Source organism: Flavobacterium sp., from assembly GCF_039930565.1.
In the GTDB taxonomy this organism is placed as follows: Bacteria; Bacteroidota; Bacteroidia; order Flavobacteriales; family Flavobacteriaceae; genus Flavobacterium.
This window is the reverse complement of sequence record NZ_JBDTTP010000003.1, coordinates 1-22403: the sequence shown is the minus strand read 5'-3', so window position 1 is coordinate 22403 and position 22403 is coordinate 1. Positions and strand designations below refer to the sequence as shown.

Annotated in this window: 19 protein-coding genes; 12 read left to right on the top strand and 7 right to left on the bottom strand. The window is 31.8% G+C overall.

Translation table 11 applies throughout. From position 1 onward, the window contains the following. The first annotated feature begins 12 nt into the window (after window positions 1–12). The 7 genes from ABI657_RS01695 (at window position 13) to ABI657_RS01665 (ending at window position 5406) form a co-directional block, all read left to right on the top strand. A complete protein-coding gene (locus ABI657_RS01695; RefSeq protein ID WP_348095502.1) occupies window positions 13–630 on the top strand; it encodes a hypothetical protein in 618 nt (205 codons plus the stop codon). Window positions 631–650: 20 nt separating this feature from the next. Beyond that, on the top strand, window positions 651–1241 hold the full coding sequence (locus ABI657_RS01690; RefSeq protein ID WP_348095501.1) for a sugar O-acetyltransferase: 591 nt from the start codon (window positions 651–653) through the stop codon (window positions 1239–1241). Next, a complete protein-coding gene (locus ABI657_RS01685) occupies window positions 1225–1614 on the top strand; it encodes a VOC family protein (RefSeq protein WP_348095500.1) in 390 nt (129 codons plus the stop codon). The genes ABI657_RS01690 and ABI657_RS01685 overlap by 17 nt, the downstream gene beginning before the upstream one ends. Window positions 1615–1722: 108 nt before the next feature. Beyond that, window positions 1723–3003 (top strand): chloride channel protein, encoded by a 1281-nt coding sequence (locus tag ABI657_RS01680; protein WP_348095499.1) that lies wholly within the window; start codon window positions 1723–1725, stop codon window positions 3001–3003. A 6-nt stretch (window positions 3004–3009) separates the two neighbouring features. After that, entirely contained in the window at window positions 3010–3606 is a 597-nt protein-coding gene (locus tag ABI657_RS01675) for an HPP family protein (RefSeq protein WP_348095498.1), read from the top strand. A 112-nt stretch (window positions 3607–3718) separates the two neighbouring features. After that, window positions 3719–4258 (top strand): hypothetical protein, encoded by a 540-nt coding sequence (locus tag ABI657_RS01670; RefSeq protein WP_348095497.1) that lies wholly within the window; start codon window positions 3719–3721, stop codon window positions 4256–4258. A gap of 89 nt (window positions 4259–4347) precedes the next feature. Beyond that, entirely contained in the window at window positions 4348–5406 is a 1059-nt protein-coding gene (locus ABI657_RS01665; protein WP_348095496.1) for a nucleoid-associated protein, read from the top strand. 67 nt (window positions 5407–5473) lie between these two features. Here ABI657_RS01665 and ABI657_RS01660 read toward each other — a convergent pair whose 3' ends face one another. Together ABI657_RS01660 and ABI657_RS01655 are read right to left on the bottom strand one after the other, a co-directional pair. Further along, window positions 5474–5878 carry a response regulator gene (locus tag ABI657_RS01660; protein WP_348095495.1) on the bottom strand — a complete coding sequence of 135 codons (405 nt, stop codon included), beginning with the start codon at window positions 5876–5878 and terminating at the stop codon, window positions 5474–5476. A 4-nt stretch (window positions 5879–5882) separates the two neighbouring features. Further along, window positions 5883–7376 (bottom strand): PAS domain S-box protein, encoded by a 1494-nt coding sequence (locus ABI657_RS01655; RefSeq protein WP_348095494.1) that lies wholly within the window; start codon window positions 7374–7376, stop codon window positions 5883–5885. Between the two features lie 382 nt (window positions 7377–7758). Between ABI657_RS01655 and typA the strand changes: the two genes are divergently transcribed. Further along, window positions 7759–9555, top strand: a complete 1797-nt coding sequence (gene typA, locus ABI657_RS01650) for a translational GTPase TypA (RefSeq protein ID WP_348095493.1) — start codon at window positions 7759–7761, stop codon at window positions 9553–9555. Window positions 9556–9644: 89 nt separating this feature from the next. Here typA and ABI657_RS01645 read toward each other — a convergent pair whose 3' ends face one another. Together ABI657_RS01645 and ABI657_RS01640 are read right to left on the bottom strand one after the other, a co-directional pair. Next, window positions 9645–10481: an ABC transporter permease gene (locus ABI657_RS01645; protein WP_348095492.1), complete on the bottom strand. Its 837-nt coding sequence runs from the start codon at window positions 10479–10481 to the stop codon at window positions 9645–9647. Between the two features lie 2 nt (window positions 10482–10483). Continuing rightward, window positions 10484–11395, bottom strand: a complete 912-nt coding sequence (locus tag ABI657_RS01640; protein WP_348095491.1) for an ATP-binding cassette domain-containing protein — start codon at window positions 11393–11395, stop codon at window positions 10484–10486. A gap of 94 nt (window positions 11396–11489) precedes the next feature. Between ABI657_RS01640 and ABI657_RS01635 the strand changes: the two genes are divergently transcribed. The 3 genes from ABI657_RS01635 to ABI657_RS01625 are packed head-to-tail and all read left to right on the top strand — an operon-like array spanning window position 11490 to window position 14535. Continuing rightward, window positions 11490–12542 carry a hypothetical protein gene (locus tag ABI657_RS01635; RefSeq protein WP_348095490.1) on the top strand — a complete coding sequence of 351 codons (1053 nt, stop codon included), beginning with the start codon at window positions 11490–11492 and terminating at the stop codon, window positions 12540–12542. Window positions 12543–12547: 5 nt separating this feature from the next. Next, complete coding sequence (locus tag ABI657_RS01630; protein ID WP_348095489.1) at window positions 12548–13408, top strand: hypothetical protein; 861 nt, start codon at window positions 12548–12550, stop codon at window positions 13406–13408. Window positions 13409–13425: 17 nt separating this feature from the next. Next, window positions 13426–14535, top strand: coding sequence for a hypothetical protein (locus tag ABI657_RS01625; protein ID WP_348095488.1), 1110 nt, complete (start codon window positions 13426–13428; stop codon window positions 14533–14535). On the opposite strand, the gene ABI657_RS01620 is transcribed toward ABI657_RS01625, so the two are convergent. Further along, window positions 14485–18216: a metallophosphoesterase gene (locus tag ABI657_RS01620; RefSeq protein WP_348095487.1), complete on the bottom strand. Its 3732-nt coding sequence runs from the start codon at window positions 18214–18216 to the stop codon at window positions 14485–14487. The genes ABI657_RS01625 and ABI657_RS01620 overlap by 51 nt on opposite strands. A gap of 28 nt (window positions 18217–18244) precedes the next feature. Between ABI657_RS01620 and ABI657_RS01615 the strand changes: the two genes are divergently transcribed. Further along, window positions 18245–19411 carry a Pycsar system effector family protein gene (locus ABI657_RS01615; protein WP_348095486.1) on the top strand — a complete coding sequence of 389 codons (1167 nt, stop codon included), beginning with the start codon at window positions 18245–18247 and terminating at the stop codon, window positions 19409–19411. A 2-nt stretch (window positions 19412–19413) separates the two neighbouring features. Here the strand turns inward: ABI657_RS01615 and ABI657_RS01610 are convergent, their stop codons facing one another. Beyond that, on the bottom strand, window positions 19414–21780 hold the full coding sequence (locus tag ABI657_RS01610) for a GAF domain-containing protein (RefSeq protein WP_348095485.1): 2367 nt from the start codon (window positions 21778–21780) through the stop codon (window positions 19414–19416). 163 nt (window positions 21781–21943) lie between these two features. Then, a complete protein-coding gene (gene rpsT / locus ABI657_RS01605; RefSeq protein ID WP_007803459.1) occupies window positions 21944–22195 on the bottom strand; it encodes a 30S ribosomal protein S20 in 252 nt (83 codons plus the stop codon). Between the last annotated feature and the right edge of the window lie 208 nt (window positions 22196–22403).

Sequence of the window (22403 nt, the reverse complement as noted above, 5' to 3'; positions counted from 1 at the left end):
ATAAAGAAGATAATGAGAAACATTGAAAAATTACAGACATTACTTCCTTTAGGTTATCTTTTTCTTGTGATTTTAGGGATAATCAAGGAAAGTGTATACTATTATCAATTAGGTATAAACATTATTCCATATTCATCAATCATGGATATTTTAATTAGTCCGATAGCGACAATAACTTCGCATCCTATATTTATGATTGCTATCATTTTAATATTCATAGTTCATTATCAATTACCTAAACTCTTGTTAAAATACGACCATAAGAAATGGGTTCAGAAAGCTTTTGAATTAAAAAAAACAAGTATTGAAGCAAAGTCCTTACTACCGGAAGATGAAATAAAAAATGAATACGTCATCATTTCAATAAGAACTCTGTGTTCGATTTTAATATCTCTTTTTCTTGGATTTGGACTTGGCGGAGGTTATTTTCTTTCTGAAAAAATAGAAAAAAAAGAATTAAAGTATGACTATAAACTCAATTACAGTACTGGAGAATCTGAAGATGTTTTTATAATAAATTCAAATAGTGTATACTATTTTTATCTCGCAAAAGGCAATAAAGCTATAAAAATAGCGCCTGTTAACTCAATTAAAAATATTGAATTAATAAAAAACAGAATGCTTAAATAAAAAATATACAAGATTTCTATATGAAAACAGAAAAAGAAAAAATGATTTCCGGAGAATATTATATAGCTATGGATTCGGTTTTAGTAAAGGAGCGCCGAAAAGCCAAAAACTTATTACACCGATTAAATGTAACCGAATATCGGCTGACCAAAAAAGCCCAGGAAATTTTAAGAGAATTACTCCCCAATACTGGCAAAAGTTTTTATATAGAACCTCCATTTCATTGCGATTATGGGTATAACATTACTTGCGGTGATAACGTTTATTTTAATGTTAATTGTGTTGTATTGGATTGTGCGCCGGTAACTATAGGCTCAAATGTGTTTTTTGCTCCAAACGTTCAAATTTATACAGCAACCCATCCGCTTGACGCCGTATTGCGTAAATCATTAGAAAATGCATTACCAATTTATATTGGAGATGATTGCTGGATTGGCGGAAATTCTGTGATTTGTCCTGGTGTAACTATTGGAAACGGCTGTGTAATTGGTGCCGGATCTGTGGTAACAAAAGACATTCCCGACAATTCATTGGCCGTAGGAAACCCTGCAAAAGTAATTCGTAAATTAAATCAGGAACCTGAATCAAAATATAATGCTTACCATAAATAAAGTTCATCACATTGCGATTTTATGTTCTGATTATCAAAAATCCAAAAGTTTTTACACCGAGGTTTTAGGACTGACTATTATTAGGGAAATTTACCGTGAAAAGCGCCAGTCGTATAAACTGGACTTATCCTTGAATGGAAATTATATTGTTGAATTATTTTCGTTTCCAAATCCACCGAAACGACCTTCGGGACCAGAAGCCGTTGGGTTGCGTCATTTGGCTTTTGAGGTCACTGATTTAGATGAAACCATTGCATTTTTAAATACAAAACACATCAAATCAGAACCTATTCGAACTGATGAAATTACAGAAACACGCCTCAAATTTATTGCTGATCCTGATGAATTGCCTATTGAGTTTTATGAGCGTTAATTTTAAATTTAACATTTTATAAAGAGCAAAATCTATTATAAAATGAATATGATTGCCTAATTTTGTGAAATCGCAAATAAAATCCTGCGATATGTAAATTCAACTCTGATGAATAAAACGACCCAAATCAAGAAAAATCATCAACTTATTGTTTTCCAAAAATTAGTCATTGTTTCTATTTTAATTGGGTTTCTATCTGCTTTTTTAGGAATTTCACTTAAAAAAATTACCGAATATTACGAAGAAATTTTCTTTTATGAAGTAACGGCAAATCCACTTTATTATATCTTATTTCCTGTTTTCGGATTATCTGTTATTTATTTCCTGAGACAATATCTTTTCAGAAAAAAAGAAAACAAAGGTATCAAGGAAGTGTTTGAAAGTACACAATCAAAATCAAAAAACCTGCCTTCCTATAAAATTCCATCCCACTTTATAAATGGATTATTAACTGTTATTTTCGGTGGATCAACCGGAATCGAAGTTTCTACCGTAGTTGCAACAGCTACAATAGGTTCTGTTGCCCAACAAAAACAAAACGTTTTTCGTCAATATAAAACCGAATTAATCTGTGCTGGAGTTGCAGCTGGTGTTACTGCTTTATTCAGCAGCCCAATAGCCGGAATTTTATTTGCTGTCGAAGTTATTTCACGAAAGGTAACACGTGCATTTATCATATCCAATGTAATCGCAGTTTCAATAGCTTTTGGTTTACTTTCTATTTTAAAAGAAGCACCCTTATTTACCGTTTCTATCACGACATGGCATTTAAAAGCAATTCCTTATTTTATCCTTTTGGGAATTTTGTCCGGAATGAATTCTGTTTACTTAACACGTTGCGTATTATTTTTTAAATCCCAGTTTGGAAAAATCGAAACTCATTACTACAAAATCCTGTTAGGATCTGTTGTTTTGAGTAGTTCTCTATTTATTTTTCCGCAATTATACGGAGAAGGATATCATGCCATAAAAGTAATTTTTTTAAATCCATCAGAAATTCCATTGACGATAACGTTAGCTTTTACTTTTATTGGGATTTTAATTTTAAAACCAATCGTAACTTCTATAACACTTGCTTCCGGAGGTGATGGAGGTGTTTTTGCACCGAGTCTTTTTATTGGGGCGTTTTTAGGGTTATTGCTTGCTTCTATTTTAAATACATTTTTTTATGCAAATGTAATTCCGGTTAACTTTATGATTATTGGTATGGCGGCAGTTTTAAGTGCGAGTATCCATGCGCCGTTCACAGCTATCTTTTTAGTTTGTGGATTAACAAATGATTACACTCTATTTCTTCCAATTATGGTCGTTTGCCTAATCTCAAAATATACTGCAAAAATGATTTATCCCTTTACAGTTTACACATATTCTCCAAGTTTATTAAAATAGGAAGCCATGCCCGTTCAAAAAATAAAAAGAGGATACCGAAAAACACGCTACATCCTTTACAAGGAAACTTTAATAGATTATAAAGAACAATTTTGGTCTTTTCTGGGATCTTTTGTGGGAATTGGAATTCTGGCATACATTCAGTCCATACATTTTTCAGGAAACGATGCCGTTTATTTAATCGGATCGTTTGGAGCTTCAAGCGTTTTGGTTTATGGAATTATTCAAAGTCCATTTTCCCAACCCCGAAATTTGGTTGGTGGTCATATTATTTCTGCTTTTATTGGCGTTACTGTCCATAAAATAGCTCCGGATATTATCTGGATTGCAGCTCCTCTGGCTGTTTCACTTGCGATAATTTTGATGCAGATTACTAAAACGCTACATCCTCCTGGTGGTGCAACTGCCCTTATTGCTGTAATTGGTTCAGATAAAATTAAAGATCTTGGGTATATGTATGTACTCTCTCCTGTATTAATTGGAGTTTTTATTTTATTTCTGACTGCCTTAATTTTTAACAATATGACTTCAAGCCGAAGTTATCCAAGCCACAGCACCTACAAACATTATCAAAAAATCAGAAAAAGACTGACTCGTAAATAACTGAGAATTTTTAAGTCTGATTTTCTTTAAAATCTTTTCAACAAATCGTAATTACCAATTCATAAATCATAATTTATATTTTACCTTTGACTTTTCAATAAATACAAAGAATATGGTTTATAAATTTAGAGTTATTCTGGACGCCGAAGAAGACATATTTAGAGACATTGCAATTCTTGAAGACGATACTCTTGAGGATTTACATAATGCCATTTTTAACGCTTTTGGTTTTGACGGAATGGAAGTTGCCTCGTTTTATACCTGCGATGAAACATGGAATCAGGAAGATGAAATTCCGCTTTTTGATACAGGAGATGTTCCTGGTGAACAAAAGACCATGAGCGATTATCAATTATCTGATATTTTAGATCAACAAAATACCAAGATTATCTACGTGTATGATTTTATTAATATGTGGACTTTTCTGGTTGAATTGGCCGCTATTGAAGATCAGATTGCCGGAGCGCCTTATCCTGAAACTTTATTTTCACACGGAGAAATGCCCGATGATTCAGGCGAAAAAAGTTTTGAAGCCGATATGCATGATGATATCTATGGAGAATTTGAAGATGATCTTGACGAAGAAGACCTGGATATGTTCGAAGGTGATGACACCTTTGAAGATTTTGGGTTTGAGGAGAATTGGAATTAAACAATAACAAATTAAGAATCAAGAGCCAAGAGTAAAGACTTTAATGCTGTCTTTCTTCTTGGCTCTTTCATCTGGAAATATTAAAAAACATGATAAACCTTTTCAACACCCACATCGAGACGCTTGCAATCCATCGCGTAGGAAATAAAAGCAGAAATGAGGCTATTTTTTTATCGGAACAGCCTTTTAATTTAAATGACGAAATCGTGCCTTTAATAAAAGAGTACTTTTTTAAACCATTTAGAGAGAAAGAAGAAAACTATTATCAGTTTGCACACGAAGTCGATTTGGATTATAACGACATGTTTAAATATGCCACGGAAATTTTTAACAATCCGAGTAAACTGCAAGAGGTTTCTAAAAATATCACTACCCATTTATTCGAACAGTCAAACCATCCACACATTAAAAATGGAGAAGTTTATGTCACCTATTTGACGAATTTGAGTATTGACAATAATGTCGTTGATGCTATTGGGGTTTTTAAAAGTGAATTACAATCTGATTTTTTACAGTTTGAAGAAAAAGACAGCAATCTTGAAATGATTTTACAACAAGGAATCAACCTGAGCAAACTAGATAAAGGCTGTCTGATTTTTAATTATAAAAAAGAAGAGGGATATAAAATTTTAACTGTAGACAGCAACCGTTACGATGCCCGTTACTGGTTAGAACATTTTTTATCTGTTGATGCTTTTGAAGATGAAAATTTCATCACTAAAAAATACTTAAAATTCTGCCAAAACTTCGCAAAAGATGTTGTTTTGCCAGCAGAAGATAAAAAGGAAGAGGTAATGTTTATGAATCGGTCTGTGAACTATTTCGCAAAAAATGATCAGTTTGAAGAAACGAATTTTTTAAATGAAGTATTGGACAATCCTGATTTGATTCCCGAATTTAAAAACTATAAGGTTGACAAAGGAGAAAAATACAGTATTGAAGATATTACTTCATTTCCAATTGCCAATGCAGCAGTTTCTGACGCAAGAAAATCAATTAAGAACGTTATAAATTTAGATACTCATATTCAGATCAAGATGGATTTCATTAATCCTGAAAGTGCTGAAAAATATGTAGAAAAAGGATGGGACGAAGAGAAACAAATGTATTACTACTTAGTCTACTTTAATAAGGAAGAAAAAAGTTAATAATTGTTAAAATATTATTTTTAACATAAAATCGAACCTTAATTACACACATAATTAAGGTTTTATTTTATAAGTCCATCTTGTTTTTTAAATATTCCAACATTGATTTTGATATAGGTTTTGAAAGAAAATCAATAACAGCTGGATATTTTTTCGCTTTTGCCTGATCTTCCGGATTAATTGTAGATGATAATACTATTATTCCTATAGAATTAAATTCTTCATAATCAGAAGAGGTAAAATTATCCAGAAACTCCCAGCCTCCCATAATAGGCATATTTAAATCAAGAAAAATAAGTTGTGGCTTTTTGAAACTATTTTTATTATTTTTCAATTCATTAAAAAAGTTCAAAGCCTCCTCTCCATTCTGGACCGTAATTATTTCTGCCGAAAATGAAGCTTTTTCAATAACTTTTTTACACAACATCAATGTGATTGGATCATCATCGACACATAAAATCTGTTCAAGCATGTTATTAATTTTTAAACGTTAAGGTAAATAGTGTTCCTTTATTCACTTCACTTTCAACACTAATTTTCCCTCCCATTGATTCAACTTGTGACTTCACCAAATACAGACCAAGTCCTTTACTATCGGGATAATTATGAAATCTTTGATATAGTCCAAACACCTTCTCCTTATTTCTTTCTAAATCAATTCCGATTCCGTTATCTTTAAATGTTAAGTGTATATTTTCATCAATTTGTTCAGCCGTAACTGTTATTTCCAATTTCCTGTTTTCTGATTTGTATTTAATGGAATTGGTCATTAAGTTCAACAATATGCTTTCAATATAAGCTTTATTCGTATTCAACAAAGGTACTTTATCTAATTTTAGGTTTATTATGGGTTTATGCATTTCTATCTGAAAAGATAACTGGCTGAATACATTTTCAAAAACTTCATCAAGAGACACTTTCTCTTTTTGCATCGAATGATTATCTTTAATGATGATCACTTTTACCAAGTCATTAATTGTTTCATTTAGCAGATGAGTCGACTTATGAAAACCATTCAGTATTTCTTCCAGTTCAGTATCCTCTATAAATATATCTTCTATTAAATTCAACAAACCAATTAAATTAGATAATGGGGCTCTTAGATTATGTGATGTAATATATGAAAATTGTTTTAAATCATTATTATTTTGTGTTAATTCCCGTATTAAATGTTCTTTTTCAGTTTCGAGTTTCTTTTCTTCACTAATATCTCTTTGTATAGAAATCCAATGAGAAATATCACCTTCAGGATTAAAAATTGGTATCATGGATAAACGAACCCAATATTCTTTTTTTAATTTACTGTAATTTATTGTTTCAATTAAGCACTCTTCGCCATTTTTAATTGCATTTAAAAGTTTTTTTAACTCTGCAATATTAGATTTAGGCCCTTTAAAGATTTTTGGTGATTTTCCTAAAACTTCCTCAGATGTATAGCCTGACATTTTTGAAAAAGCAGGATTTACATAAACAATTTTTGGAATTCTGCTATGTGCAGAATTAGCTTCTGTAATTACAATAGAATCTTTTGATTGAGTAATTACGGTTTCCAAAAGCTTAAGTCTCTGTTCTTCCTCCTTTTGTTTGGTAATATCCTGTATAGCCCCAATCATCCTGATTCCTTTACCATTTTCATCTTTTAAAAGAAATCCTCTGTCTAATACATATTTATAAGTACCATCTGAACACCTGAAACGGTACTGATCCTGCCAATTTTGAGTTTTTCGTTCAATAAAAGAATACAATCTGACAGACATTTTTATAGAATCTTCGGGATGTATTTTATCAAACCACCAACTTGATGTCAAACCTACATCATCATATTTGTAGCCAAAAACAGTTTCAATACCCTTGTTCCATATCATATAATCTTCCTGAATCTTCCAATCCCATATAGTATCACTTGTGGCTTTCGCAACTATATCATACTTTTCGTTAGATTCCTTAATCTCTTCGTTAGCAGATTCCATTTTTTTCAAAATAGATTTGTTCCTGCTTTCATTTTTATTGAGTACGAAATTAAAAAGTAACCCCGTTAAAAGAATAAATATGATATCTTTTACAAAAGCGCAATAATAATATCCCATTTTCAAATTACAGCTAATAAAGAATTTATGACACAAAATGGCCACAAATAAAGAAATGATAATGTAAATTAGTGTGATTTGTTTTGGTTTACTTTTCATTACTCAAATATAAGTATTTTAAGCAAATTTCAATAAAATCATACATTTTTAAAAACTAATTTATAATCTTTTTTTTTAAACTAATTGGTTGGCACTACGTAAACTATCTTTAAAACGTTTTTTATATCAAAATAAAGTGTACCTTTGCACCCATTAAAAATAACAGATGGAATCTATTAGAAACATTGCAATTATTGCCCACGTCGATCACGGTAAAACCACTTTGGTTGATAAAATTATGTATCACTGTCAATTATTTCGTGACAACGAAAATACAGGTGATTTAATTCTTGATAATAACGATTTAGAGCGCGAGAGAGGTATTACTATTACTTCGAAAAACGTTTCTGTTCAATATAAAGGAACAAAAATCAATATTATAGACACTCCAGGCCACGCCGATTTTGGAGGTGAAGTAGAACGTGTATTGAACATGGCCGATGGTGTATGTTTGCTAGTGGATGCTTTTGAGGGTCCAATGCCACAAACTCGTTTCGTATTACAAAAAGCGATTGACTTAGGTCTGAAACCTTGTGTTGTTATCAATAAAGTTGATAAAGAAAACTGTACTCCTGAAGAAGTTCACGAAAAAGTTTTTGACTTGATGTTTGAATTAGGTGCTGAAGAATGGCAGTTGGATTTTCCAACAGTTTATGGTTCTGCTAAAAATAACTGGATGTCTGATCATTGGGAAAACGTAACTGATAATGTTGAAGCATTATTGGATATGGTTGTTGAAAATGTACCTGCTCCTAAAGTTTCTGAAGGAACTCCACAAATGTTGATTACTTCATTAGATTTTTCTGCATTTACCGGGCGTATTGCTATTGGTCGTTTAGAAAGAGGAGTTTTGAATGAAGGCATGCCAATCTCATTAGTAAAAAGAGATGGTACTATAACTAAATCACGTATCAAAGAACTTCATACTTTTGAAGGACTTGGACGTAAAAAAGTTCAACAAGTAATTGCCGGAGATATTTGCGCTATCATTGGAGTTGAAGGTTTTGAAATTGGAGATACTATCGCTGATTTTGAAAATCCAGAAGCTTTAAAAACTATTGATATTGACGAGCCTACTATGAGTATGTTGTTTACAATTAATGACTCTCCTTTCTTTGGTAAAGAGGGTAAATTTGTAACTTCTCGTCATATTAGAGACCGTTTGACAAAAGAATTAGAGAAAAACTTAGCAATGAAATTGGGTGAAACTGATTCTGCTGATAAGTTTATGGTTTTTGGTCGTGGTGTACTTCACTTATCTGTTCTTATTGAAACAATGAGAAGAGAAGGGTATGAATTGCAAATTGGTCAGCCACAAGTTATCATCAAAGAAATTGATGGTAAAAAATGTGAGCCAATTGAGGAATTAACAATCGATTTACCGGAAAGTCTTTCAGGTAGAGCTGTAGAGTTTGTTACCATGCGTAAAGGTGAAATGCTGAGTATGGAAACTAAAGGTGACCGTATGATTGTAAAATTTAATATTCCATCACGTGGAATTATTGGATTGCGAAATCAATTGCTTACTGCTACTGCTGGCGAAGCTATCATGGCACACCGTTTTATAGGATATGAGCCTTACAAAGGAGAAATTGCCGGACGTAACAAAGGTTCATTGATTTCTATGGAAAAAGGAAAAGCTATTCCTTATTCTATCGATAAATTGCAGGATCGCGGTAAGTTTTTTGTTGAACCAAATGCCGAAATTTACGAAGGTCAGGTAATTGGAGAAAACTCTCGTGGTGATGATATGTGTGTAAACGTAACAAAAGAGAAAAAACAATCTAACGTTCGTTCTTCCGGAAATGATGAAAAAGCGAGAATTATTCCTCCAATTATTTTCTCATTAGAAGAAGCTTTAGAATACATTCAAAAAGATGAATATGTAGAGGTTACTCCAAAATCTATTCGTTTAAGAAAAATCTATTTGACAGAAACTGATAGAAAAAGATTCAAATTCTAATTCTATTCTGAGTATACTAAAAAAAGCCATTCAAATTGAATGGCTTTTTTTGTACTTAGTTTTGACAAATTAGTATAATTTTTACTGCATTACAAATCTCTTTTTTTCAATAACTTATACGAGAAGTAAATGAATAAAAATGTCCATATTAAAACAATCAAAACAGAAAGAGAATGTACTCCATAATCTTTAGTTCCTTCAACACCCATTTGATTTCCAATTGTTTTTATTACTGATAATCTCGTAAAAGGCTCAATAAGTAAGTTTGATATTGCTTCTAAAGGAAGGAATTGACTGAAATATAAATCATTATTACTATTAGGAAAAACCATAAAAGCCAAAAAACCTTTTATTAACTGTTCAATAAAAAACCAAACCAACATAAAACCTAAAGCAAAAGCAGATCGCTTTACCAAGATTCCGGTAAATAAACAAAATGAGAAGAAGCCTAAAAGGTTCACAAAAAAGGCTATTAAATATTTTAAATCACTAAAAACAATATCAAATTGTGTATAAGATGAAAAAGATAATCCTAAAATTATAGTCATTACAAAAACAAAAATAGTCGAAAATAATGCTAAAATTACTACTGTTAAAAATTTGGATAAAATAAACTCTTTTTTAGTTAAACCATCAATCAAATTTTGTTTTAAAGTACCGTAAGTATATTCATTTGCCATCATTGAAACAATCACAATTGCTAAAAAAAGTTTAAACCATACAGCAATGTAGCTATTGAAGTGCCATATATATGGAAAGTTGAAAATTCCCATTTCTGCTAAATGAAATTTGAAAATTCCTAAATCAAATTTTATTGAAGCAATCAAAGCAATGAATGAAAGCAGAATAAAATAAGTAAGTGTCAATACTTTACTGGCTTTGTTTTTCCAGATTTTTTGTAATTCTATAGAGATAAGTCTGTTCATGGTTAGTTGTTTTTTGGAGTTGCACTTTTGGTTAATTCTAAAAACTGTGCTTCAAGGCTATTTTTGCGTTTTACTAAATGGCATAATGCAATATTTTTAGAAAATAAAAATAAATTCAGATCTGAAGCCGATAAGTCAGATTTCAAATAAACCAAAACTTTACCGTCTTCTTCAGTAATTCTATCAATAGCAGTATGTTCAAGTAACGCAGTTCTTAAAGCGGTATTATCGTTTGCCTGAAGTTCAAAAAATCCCTCATTAGCTGACATCCCATCAACAGAACCAGAATAAAGGATTTCTCCTTTTCGTAAAACAATTACATGCGAGCATACTTTTTCGACCTCATCCAATAAATGCGAGGCAAGCAAGATAGTAGTTCCCTCAGAAGCAATTTTCCTGATGATATCCCTAATTTGGTGAATCCCCTGTGGATCTAAACCATTCGTAGGCTCATCTAAAATTAAAATTTCGGGGTCATTTAAAAGTGCGGATGCAATTGCCAGACGTTGTTTCATTCCTAACGAAAAAGTACTGAATTTACTATCTTTCCTTTCGGTCAGACCAACTAAATCAAGCTTTTCATTTATTTTAGAATAATTGATGCTTTTTATTTTACAAACCAGTTTTAGGTTTTCTTCGGCTGTCATGTAAGGATAGAAATTGGGTCTTTCAATAATAGCACCCACTCTTTTTAAAGCTTCATGTGTTTGCATTGTTCCACCAAACCAGCTGTAATTTCCGGATGTTTTGTTCACAACATTCAGCACAATTCCCAAAGTGGTTGATTTTCCGCTTCCGTTAGGACCCAGAATTCCGTAAACGCGCCCTTTTTGTATTTCAAAAGATACATTTTTTAAGGCCTGAATCCGCCCGTATCTTTTATAAAGATTTTCAATAGTAAGTATAGTTTCCAAATTATTTCGGTTTTAGTTTTTAGTAAGACGTTTCAACTTGATTTTTGTTACTGTTACATTTTAAATAATGTAAATTTGCATAAAGATATTCAAAATGACAGAACCTTTAATGGTATTAAAGAAACCTTCTTACCCTTTAACACAATCTCTTTTAAATTATTTAGAACGATACGAACGAATTTCGAAAGTATCTGTGTTCTATGATGATTTGTTGCGCTTTTCAGGTTCTGTAAATGTGTATGACAAAAATGACACTGATACCTTATGGATTAGGGTTTATTATAATGAATTTGAAAGAAATGAAATTGATCTAAACCTTAAGAAAATATATTCTCTTTTACATTCTGATGGAAATAGCGAAATCATCCAGTTTCTTAACATCGACGCGATTGATTATTGCACCTTTGGAAATTCAAAACCATTCCGGATAAAGGTCAGGAACATTCTTAATGACAATTATGTTCATTTCTATATTAAAAAAGCAGATGCCTCCAGAATTTATGGTCTTGAACTTGAAGATATCCTTTCGCCTGACAAAATCAATTTCCTGGTTTATAACGATACTTTAATAGAGGAACATATCATCGGAATTCCCGGAGATGTTTTTATGGACACTTTACTCGAAACGTGCACAGAAACCGAAAAATCGCAAATAGCCAAAGAATTTGTCAAGTTTAACGAACGATGCATGATTCGGCTTTTAGGTGACATGCGCGCTTATAATTATGTAATTGTCCCTATTCATGATTTCGATCAGGTTGTCTATAAAATTCGTCCTATAGATTTTGACCAGCAATGTTACGAAGGCAACTTTAAAGTATATCGCCCACAGTTTTTCAAGGAAAATTATCCTATGATAAAATTGATTAAGGAAAAACTGGAAGAGCGTTCCATCATACAATACAAAGATGAAGAGCGCGCCATTTTAGCTAAGCGAATTCACTCTGCTGAGAACAGAATTAAAAAGTTACTGAACATAATGTGTCATGACACCATTTCAACAGACCAACATCTAAATCAGCTAAAAATGGAATTGTATCGTTACACGAACGACATGAAATTTAAAAATGCAAAATCAATGGGACACATTATGTTTGCCGCCTTTGAATTTATAATCCGTAATTTTAAAAACACTAATTTAATTTAGCCAATATGAAAAAGCAACTTTTATTAGCCGTTTCAATCATACTGTTAGCTTGCCAGCAACAATCAAATGATGATTTAAAAACAATATATTCACTTCCTAAAAAATTAAAGGAGGTTTCCGGAATTATCTATTTCCCTGAATCTGATTTGTTATATACTTTAGAAGACAGTGGAAATGCCAATAAAATTTATGCATTGAATGCTGAAGGCAAAATAGAAAAAACCATTACCATCACAAACGCAGAAAATATTGATTGGGAAGACATCACAAAAGACAAAAAAGATAATTTATATATTGGGGATTTTGGCAACAATGACAATATACGCCAGGATTTGTGTATTTACAAAGTCAATAAAAAAGAATTAGATAAAGATAATGCCCTAGCCGAATATAAGGTTTCATTCTCCTATCCGGAGCAAAATGAATTCCCTCCAAAGAAAAAAGAAATGTTCTACGATGTGGAAGGTTTTTTTGAATATCAAAATTACTTTTACCTTTTTACCAAAAACCGAAGCAAAGGTTTTGACGGAACGGCATTTATCTACAAAATACCGAATGCTGCTGGAACTCAAATAGCAACCAAAATAGGGGAGTTCAAAACTTGTGACAATTACAATCACTGCGTTTTAACCAGTGCTTCAATCAGTCCTGATGGTAAGAAGATAGTGGTTTTAAGTCATGACAAAATTGTTTTATTCGAAAATTTTCAGGGCGATTTATTTCATAAAGGAACTCAAACTGAAATTAGCTTAAATCATTTTTCACAAAAAGAATCTGTTGTTTTCAAAGACAATAATGCCCTGCTTATTGCTGATGAAAAAACAGGAAAATTGGATGGGAATGTTTATGAATTTAAATTAAAGTAATCAGCAATCGGTTATTTATGAAACATAATTTATTTACAATTGCACTTATTTCCTTATTTCAAATATGTTTCGGACAAAAAGGAATAATAATCAATAATCAGGCAACTCATTTAAGTATACAGCAAAAAAATGATAGTATTGACTTTATAGTAATTGATACTATTTTAAATATGAAAAAGCCAATTTTTTTATTCTGTCAGGGATCAATGCCAATGCCCCTTTTTGTAAAACCTGAAAATGAACCTGTGTGGATGATTGGTGGAGGTATTACGAATTTTGATATCATGGAAATAAAACAGAATTATCATATAGTGGTGATTTCAATGCCCAAGACACCTGTAATAGTTGGAGAAAAAAACCTTAATGAGTCTTATTGTTATATTCCAAATTCAGAATATCCTAATGAATTTGACAAACAATATATGCAATCTGATTATCTCGAAAATTATCAGCAACGTGCTAATGCCGTTTTGAAATACCTGCGAAAGCAAAAATGGGTAGATAATTCAACACTCATTGTAGCAGGTCATTCTCAAGGTTCTAAAGTTGCAACAGCAATAACACTTTCTAATAAAAATGTAACTCATTTAGGTTTATTTGGCGCCAATCCATTTGGAAGAATTGATCAGCTGATAAGAAATTACAGAAAAGAAGCTGAAACAAAGAAAATTAGCTGGAAAGAAGCTGATGAAAAAATCAATGATAAATATCAATTGTTCAAAGATGCGTATAATAATGATTCTCTAAAAAAAGATCCTTCATTATTACCTTGGAAATCTTTTTCCAGACCTCAAATAAATGATTGGCTAAAAATTACAATTCCTACTTATTTAGCTTATGCAACAAACGACATAGCTTCAGATTTATGCGATTTGGTTCCGATATTTTATATTCAGAATTCTAAAACCAATTTGGTTTATAAAAGATATTTAAACTTAGAACATAATTTTTTTGAAGTAAACGAAGACGGAACTGCAAATTATGATAAGGAACACTGGCCCGAAGTGATGAGCGAATTCGTAAAATGGACGTTACAAAAAAAAAAACCTGTAACTTTTAGCTGCCATTACTTTCGTCTAAAAACTATAAGCTGCACCTACGAAGACCCTGCCTACTTCATCCGGTGATTTGAAATAAGAAACTCTTGCAGTTATTACATTTATTCCGTTTATCCAGAAACCTCCACCAAAGTCATTGTGCCATTTTTTTGAATCTTCACCATCTAACCAAATTCGGCCATAGTCAAATCCTCCTAAAATTCCATAGGTAAAAGGAACAATAGTTCGGCGTATTTTACCAATAGTATAACGCAAATCGGTACTTTGGGAGTAAGAAGTATTTCCTAAGAAGCGTTCATATCTGTAACCACGTAAATCTTTATCACCGCCTAATGTTACACCCTGATAAAACTCGTAATTATTGTTTAAAATAGCTTTTGTTTTAAAAATAGTAGCAAAAACTAATTTTCCTTTCGAATCAATCTTATGAACAAAACTCAAATTTCCTTCTAATGTTGGGAAGTTTTTCTTGCTGTCATTCAAATTTGTTGTCCAGGTGCCTGCAACTAAAAAGCCCATTCCTAAGGTTGGTTTCGAATTAAAATCGGCATTTTTAAAGCTATATTGCATTCTGGCTCCACCATATTGCTGGTTTTGGAAAACAGTTGGATTTACTGTTCCGGGAGAATTGATAATTCGTCCCTCTGTATTTTCAACTTTCATTTGCTCAAAAATTGTTTGCAAAGTAAATTCAGTACCATAACGCCCAACGTGTCGTATTGCAGGTGCTGCCCTTATTTTCTGGATACGGACACGATTATAATCCATTCCCAGATCCTGGTCATTATTTACCGTTTCATTACCATATCCAAAGTAATTCATGGCAAAGTTTGGTGTTGTATATTTTGCTTCCACATCAATAACCCAATTACCTAACAATCCAGGAAAATGAGAGTTATATTGTAACTCAAAACCTCCGGTTGCAAAGTAATAATAGGCATTTACCACATGTCTTTGCGTATATGGATTTTGTTTGAAATTGTTTACAGTGTAATTAATATTGACACCAATTTTCACACCATCATCAGGATTAAAACCTGCAGTTGGCAAACCTGAAAACACATTGTATTTAGGTTTTTTAAAATTATATAAGTTCACATCATAATCATCCGTAAGATTGGTTTGTGCTTTGTTATCAAGATTATAAGTATTTGTTTTTGACTTAAAGTCATAAATTTTGACTCTCTTTCCGTTCGTAATAGTATACGAATCACTGTTTTGTCCTCCAATTAATCTAATTAGGATTTTTGATTTTTGATTCCCGTTTACTTCATAAACATCTTCGTCATCCAATCCGTAAATCCAAAGATTTTTTGTTGTTTTATCGCTGTAGTTTTTAGTGTAAATCAATTCTTCACCCTCTTTTTTAATTCGGTACACTTTTAATTCGATACTTTTTTTCGCATTATGATTCAGTACAAACTTATCCTTTTTGTCGGTTCCGGCTATCATGACGGTACGTGATAAAACATCAGAATAGGAAGCAGCATATTTCTGAAGCTGTTTTTTTCTATTCTTTAATTTTTGTTTAATATCTTCAATTGTTGCATCCTGAACTTCCTTAGGTAAATTATTAAACACATTGTCTATCTCCTTATCCGAAAGATGTTCCTGAATATATTTAGCCTGAGCAATCCAGTCGTTTTTATCTGAAGTTCTGACAAAAGCCAAATCTAATGGATACGGTTCCCGATTCAGCCATTTTACGTTATCAATTTCTTTTTTGAAACTTCTCATGTGTCTCAACACTGGAATATTCATCAATATTGAAAGTAATTTTCCATCATATTTGGTAAATGCCTGATCACGATCTCGAGGAATTGGCCTATATACAACTTTGCTGTTTTCTTTATATTCTCCCCATCGCCATTGATCATCATGCCTGTCCCAATCACCAATAAGCATATCGAACAAACGCGCTTTCATGTATTCTTTTTCATCCACTATATACTTTTCATCTTTGTGAAGGTTTTTCATCATATCTTCCGTGCTGATTATATCAGTTGGTTTTCCGAAACTTTTAGCATCAAGATGATTATCTGCAGGACGTTCTTCAATCATATATAATGCATCTCCAAAATTTGAATTAAACTCTTTTAATGCATTTTGTTTTGGAATGTAATATAGTAATGGATTAGTATGTGATAATCCTAATTTGTCTGCCATATTACCGACTGCAAACGGTGCGTACGGATGAGATGTTGTGTAAAAATCCAATAGAAAATCTTCGGCATAAGTATCCTGAAAATCTGTTACAACATATTGGTCTTTGAAGGCAACGCTCTGCAAAAACTGCGTGGCACTCTTTTTTAAAGCGCGCATTACATATTCTCTTTTTTGAGAATCAACAACTCTCAATGATATTGACTGATGTCCGCCGCCTTCTCTAACAGGTTTAAGACCTCCCATGAGTGTATCCAAAGTTGCAGTTTTTGCTACAATTGGCATACTATAATATTTTCTGTAATGTTTACCAAAAAGAAATCTGTGAAAGCCACTTTTTTGGGTCATTTCTTTTGAGTAAATAGAACTAGTTACTGTTTCGGGGAATTTATTCGAGGCATTTTTTGCCCAATTGATTTCTTTTGCTTTTATAATTTCGCGTTCAAAAAGTAATTTTTCTTTGCTATTTTCATTTCCGAAAAAATTCACTTTTGCATCCCCGCTTTTAAACAAGGTTAAAGTTGCATAACCATTTCCTCCATACGAAAAATCATTAGGATTTATTGCTCTTGCAGCCTCAGATTTTGAACCTGCTCCACTAATAATCTGATTGATATTCTCATTGTTTATGAACTGCAAATTATGATCATGACCCGAAACAACAATTACATTTTTTTGCCCCTGTAGTAATGCTTTTATCCTTTTTGCATAAATAGTGTATTGTTTATTTTGAATATCCTGCGGGCTTACTCCGGATGTTTTCCGCACTAAATTAATGAATGAGCCAATAACCGGAAGCGGTATTTTTTGTTCAAAAGGGAATAATTGTTTTTCTAATGAAAATTGTCCTCCGTGAGTTCCATTACTCATTAAAGGATGATGAATAGCGACAACAACCGTTTTTTCCTGATTTTTATTTAAGATATTTTCCAGTTCATCAAAAAAATCTTCGCGTGTTTTAATATCACAATTATCATTTATTGTTGGATGTTTGTCCCAATCTTCTAAAAACCATTCACTATCTATGGTTACCAATACTGCTGTACTGTCAATTTTCACATCTTCGATTGCGCAGTTCTTTGAAGGCATGAAAGCCTTTTTATTATTAAGGAATTTGGTAATAAATTCCGATTGATTTTCCAGGCCTTTTATACCACTGTACCAATCGTGATTGCCAGGTATAAAAATTGTTTTGCCCTTAAAACCTTTTGTAAGGAGCAATTGATTGTTAAGTTTTGTTTCTGCCTTTTTTTTTGCATCAGCATTATCAGTCCGAAAACCTTTGGGGTATATGTTATCTCCCAGGAATAAAAGTGTAGCATTCTTTCCTGATTTTTTTAATTTTTTATGAAGCAGATCTAGTGTTTCCTTAGCCTTTTGCTCATCAGAATTTCCGGCGTCTCCCACTAAATAAAAAGTGTGTGCAATTTTTATGGTATCTGTTGCGTTTTCGTTTTCGTTAGCACTTACATTTTTTCCAAATTGGGCATGATGTGTGGCACAGGAATAGATTAAAAACAATACGAATATAGCAGTGCAAAAGGTTTTAATCTTAGCAATAAAATGATTATCCAAAAACAATTTCATAATTTAGTGGTATAAAAATAAATTCTCAATGAACCTAATTGAACAATCCGAAGAATTCGTCAGCAAGTTACTCAAAGATAAACTATCTAATTTATATTCTTACCACAATTTTAATCATACACAAAGTGTGGTTAATGCAACAAAAGAGCTTTGCAATAATGAAAAAGTAAATACTGAGGATAGGGAATTACTTTTAATTGCTGCCTGGTTTCATGACACAGGTTATGTAAAAGGTTTTGAAAACCATGAAAATGAAAGTGTAAAAATTGTCGCAGAATTTTTAAAAGAAAGAAATCAATCAGCAGAATTCATTGATAAAGTCTCCCGATTAATTTCGGCAACCGCCAAAGAATATGTACCACAATCCCATTTTGAAAAAATAATCAAGGATGCTGATTATATTCATATTATCAGTTCTGAATATGTCTCTACATGTGAGTTGTTGCGGATGGAACTAAAAAACACAGGAATTATTAGTTTTTCTAATTTAGAATGGGCAAAAGAAAACTTTGATTTTTTATTAAATAAACATCGTTTCTATACTGATTATGCGCAAAAAAACTGGCAGCCTTTAAAAGAGAAAAACATGGTACGCATTCAGAAAAAAATAAAAAAGCAAAAAACGAAAGAATCGGAATCGGTTGAGAAAACAAAAAAGACAGAAAAAACAGATCGTGGCGTCGATACTTTATTTCGTGTAACTTTAGGAAATCACACACGTTTGAGTGGTATTGCTGACAGTAAAGCGAATATTTTACTGTCTGTAAATGCTATTATTATTTCAATTGCACTTTCATCCATTATTCCAAAATTAGACAGTCCCAAAAATGTACATTTGGTGATTCCAACTTTTATTATGCTTATGTCAAGTGTAATTACTATTATTTTTGCTATTCTTTCCACAAGACCAAAAGTAACTTCAGGTTTTTTTACCCGTGAAGATGTAGAAGCCAAAAAAGTTAACCTGATGTTTTTTGGAAATTTCTACAAAATGCCATTGGAAGAATATGACTGGGCAATGAACGAAATGATGAAAGATCGTGATTACCTGTATTCTACAATGATTAAAGATTTATATTATCTTGGCTTGGTCTTACAACGCAAATACAATTTATTGCGTATTGCTTACAATCTCTTTATGGTCGGAATTATTGTTACAGTCATAGCTTTTGTAATTGGTTTTAAAACAGCCTGACCTTAATTAAGTTCATCCAATAAATCCTGATATGTTATTTTTTCTAGCGCTGGATTTATTGTATTATTAATCACTTTTACACGAATTGCCCTTAATCCTGAAACACCTTGCAGATCTTCAACTTCAAATTGTTCTATTGCTGGTTCCAGTATTTTTTTGTGCTGCAAGTATTTAATATATTTTAAATATTCTGCTTCTTCACTATTTTGAGAATATACAATTGTAATCTTTTCTTTCTCGGTTATACGTTCTTTAGACCCTTTAATATTGGCCTTATCAATTCTTTTTTTTACAACTTCGTAACGTGCATTATAAGTGCCATCAACATCAAAGCGTTTTTCATCCATTCTAAAGCGTATGGATAATGGTGAGCTAAACACCAAAATAAGCGAAGTAACGTCTAATTCATAAGGCAGGGTTTCTTTTAGCTGATGATGCTCGAGCTCCATTTCGCATAAAGTCTGTAACTGCCACAAACGAAGATTATGCAGATACATAATATCAAATGGTTTTGTTGGTGCAATAGAAGCTCCTATGTATAAGTTATGCTCCACACCATCTGTTTTAAAACGCTCGTAATAATGCGGATAAATTTCCTGCGCTTCCAATTGTTTCCTGTCTAAAATTGTTGCCATTTTTTTATTGACAATAGACATGGCATTATCAAATTTTTTCCTATCGTGATAAAACATTCCTGTTTTTTCATCAAGGGTCTCAAAATATAAACGCTCCATTTTTTCATTTTTAGCAGTATCCTTAGTGTTTTTTAAGAGAGGATGAATTTCTTCTTCAATATAACGCTGAATATACTGCTCAGTATCTGCCTTTAATGGAAAATCTAATTCTTGACGCATAGATTCCAATTCAAATTTTCGCTGTTCGAGAAGTATCAAATTTGTGCTTGCGTCCTGATTTTCAAAAATTTGAAGAAGAGCTGTCAATTGATTTTTTAAATCATTTTTTACCGTTTCATTTCGATGCTCAGATGAACCTTTAATATCAATTTGCCCATAGAGCGGAAATACATTCTTAAAGACAATTTCCTTAAAAATATAATCTTTTGAATGATTGATATTCTGAAAATAACTCTGTGATTCCCTTTTAAATTTCCAATAAACACTAGGATGGATTGTAGTATATTCACGTTGAATAATAGCTTCTACCTGATGTTGCATATCTGTATTGTATCGATCAATGGTGTCTGTTAAATAAGGTAAAATCAACTCCAATTTTGTGGCATTTATACTATTTAAGTCTCTTGGATTTTCAGATACTATTTCCAGAACACCTAACAAATGATCGTCTTTTATGATAGGTGCAAATATGCAACTGCCTATATTTTGAGAAAGCAAATGGTGGCCGAGTATTTCATTTTCAGGTTCCTGAGAAAATTTTTCAACATTTGAAATTACAAACGGCTCGTTTTTTTCTAATAAATTTTCAAAAGAGCATCCAAATAATGCATTTTTACAATGTACTTCCTGATCATTAGACAGTAAAAAACTATTCATTTGTGTATCAAATTTAGCTGGCCTGTTGAATTTTTCTTCTTCTGGATTATAAATGATAAAACCAAACCTAAGACCAGGGATTTTGAATAGTGACACAAAGATTGATTCGATAATTTCTGTTGGAGTAACAGTATTTTCTGGTTTTAACAGATTACTTTTTAAATTCGAAATAGCATTTTCAGTAGTAGCATCAAATAAAGAGACAATTCCAAAACCTTTCATTATCCAACTCCCTGCCGGAAATTTTGATTTCCAAAGCTCAATATCTGTATAATTATCAATCAGCAAATCGAAGTCATCCTTATTTAGGTGTATTGAATTTTCAGTTGGAATTATTTCCAGAAAATCTGCATTATACAAAATACGATAATGCCTTACAACTCCTCTTTCATCAGGAATATCATAGAAAAAAGGTTTATTAAAATCAATTTTTTGATTGTAATATGTTGCTAAAATCAAACAGCAATTATTGATATAAAACTGATGGGCATCAAAATCACGAATCTCCATATCAAACTCTGAACCTGCATTGCTCAAAATTTTTCTGAAGCGCTCTGTATAATTAAAAGTTAAGTTCTGAAATGGAATTGTAACTGCTTTTATTTCGTTATTTGTCAAGGCAGTGGGAAATAAATCAGCCAATAGATTTTTTATCAGAGATTCATTTTTCTGAATGAATCCATAATCCTCAATACCGTTTTCAAACTCCGGTAATGAGTGTATTTCTTTCAGTATTGCTTTTGCATAATTAGATCTGTAATCAACATCTGACAAAGCAATTTCTTCAAAAGATTCGATTAGTTTATGAAATGATATTATAGTTCTGAAAGGACTTTCTTTAAACAAATGAGTATTCATCTGAAATGTAGTTTAGATTGCAAAATTAATAATTATGTCAATCTAATAGCCGGTTTAAAGTATTTTTTTCTTCTTTTCAAATTTAAAGAAAGGAATCGGTGTTGTTAAAACAAAAAAAGTCCTCAAAATGAGGACTTTTATGTATTTAGGAAATTGCAATTAATTACAATTTAGCAACATGTTTCGTTAATTTAGACTTCAGGTTAGAAGCTTTATTATCATGAATGATGTTCTTTTTAGCTAATTTATCAATCATAGAAATTACAGTTGATAATTTTGAAGCAGCATCAGATTTTTCAGTAGCTAATCTTAATGCTTTAATAGCATTACGAGTAGTTTTATGTTGGTATCTGTTAAGAACTCTTCTTTTTTCGTTACTTCTGATTCTTTTTAATGCTGACTTATGATTTGCCATTTTTTTTAATTTTAGATGTAATAATTATTATAGATACTAGTTAAAAAAGAAAAACCTCCCACAATTGTAAAACAATCACTTTGGTTTTAACTAATAAAACAAAAACAGAGACACCAATTTTTATTTTATAAAACTTATTCACAACTAATTTTAGTAGCCCGTAGCGGAATCGAACCGCTCTTACATGGATGAAAACCATGCGTCCTAA

Coding starts and splice junctions, on each gene's coding strand:
- typA (WP_348095493.1), top strand. CDS start 7,759: ATGGAATCTATTAGAAACATTGCAATTATTGCCCACGTCGATCACGGT.
- ABI657_RS01660 (WP_348095495.1), bottom strand. CDS start 5,878: ATGCTTGAACAGATTTTATGTGTCGATGATGATCCAATCACATTGATG.
- ABI657_RS01625 (WP_348095488.1), top strand. CDS start 13,426: ATGAAACATAATTTATTTACAATTGCACTTATTTCCTTATTTCAAATA.
- ABI657_RS01610 (WP_348095485.1), bottom strand. CDS start 21,780: ATGAATACTCATTTGTTTAAAGAAAGTCCTTTCAGAACTATAATATCA.
- ABI657_RS01665 (WP_348095496.1), top strand. CDS start 4,348: ATGATAAACCTTTTCAACACCCACATCGAGACGCTTGCAATCCATCGC.
- ABI657_RS01615 (WP_348095486.1), top strand. CDS start 18,245: ATGAACCTAATTGAACAATCCGAAGAATTCGTCAGCAAGTTACTCAAA.
- ABI657_RS01645 (WP_348095492.1), bottom strand. CDS start 10,481: ATGAACAGACTTATCTCTATAGAATTACAAAAAATCTGGAAAAACAAA.
- ABI657_RS01675 (WP_348095498.1), top strand. CDS start 3,010: ATGCCCGTTCAAAAAATAAAAAGAGGATACCGAAAAACACGCTACATC.
- ABI657_RS01655 (WP_348095494.1), bottom strand. CDS start 7,376: ATGGAATCTGCTAACGAAGAGATTAAGGAATCTAACGAAAAGTATGAT.
- ABI657_RS01670 (WP_348095497.1), top strand. CDS start 3,719: ATGGTTTATAAATTTAGAGTTATTCTGGACGCCGAAGAAGACATATTT.
- rpsT (WP_007803459.1), bottom strand. CDS start 22,195: ATGGCAAATCATAAGTCAGCATTAAAAAGAATCAGAAGTAACGAAAAA.
- ABI657_RS01620 (WP_348095487.1), bottom strand. CDS start 18,216: ATGAAATTGTTTTTGGATAATCATTTTATTGCTAAGATTAAAACCTTT.
- ABI657_RS01635 (WP_348095490.1), top strand. CDS start 11,490: ATGACAGAACCTTTAATGGTATTAAAGAAACCTTCTTACCCTTTAACA.
- ABI657_RS01680 (WP_348095499.1), top strand. CDS start 1,723: ATGAATAAAACGACCCAAATCAAGAAAAATCATCAACTTATTGTTTTC.
- ABI657_RS01690 (WP_348095501.1), top strand. CDS start 651: ATGAAAACAGAAAAAGAAAAAATGATTTCCGGAGAATATTATATAGCT.
- ABI657_RS01685 (WP_348095500.1), top strand. CDS start 1,225: ATGCTTACCATAAATAAAGTTCATCACATTGCGATTTTATGTTCTGAT.
- ABI657_RS01630 (WP_348095489.1), top strand. CDS start 12,548: ATGAAAAAGCAACTTTTATTAGCCGTTTCAATCATACTGTTAGCTTGC.
- ABI657_RS01695 (WP_348095502.1), top strand. CDS start 13: ATGAGAAACATTGAAAAATTACAGACATTACTTCCTTTAGGTTATCTT.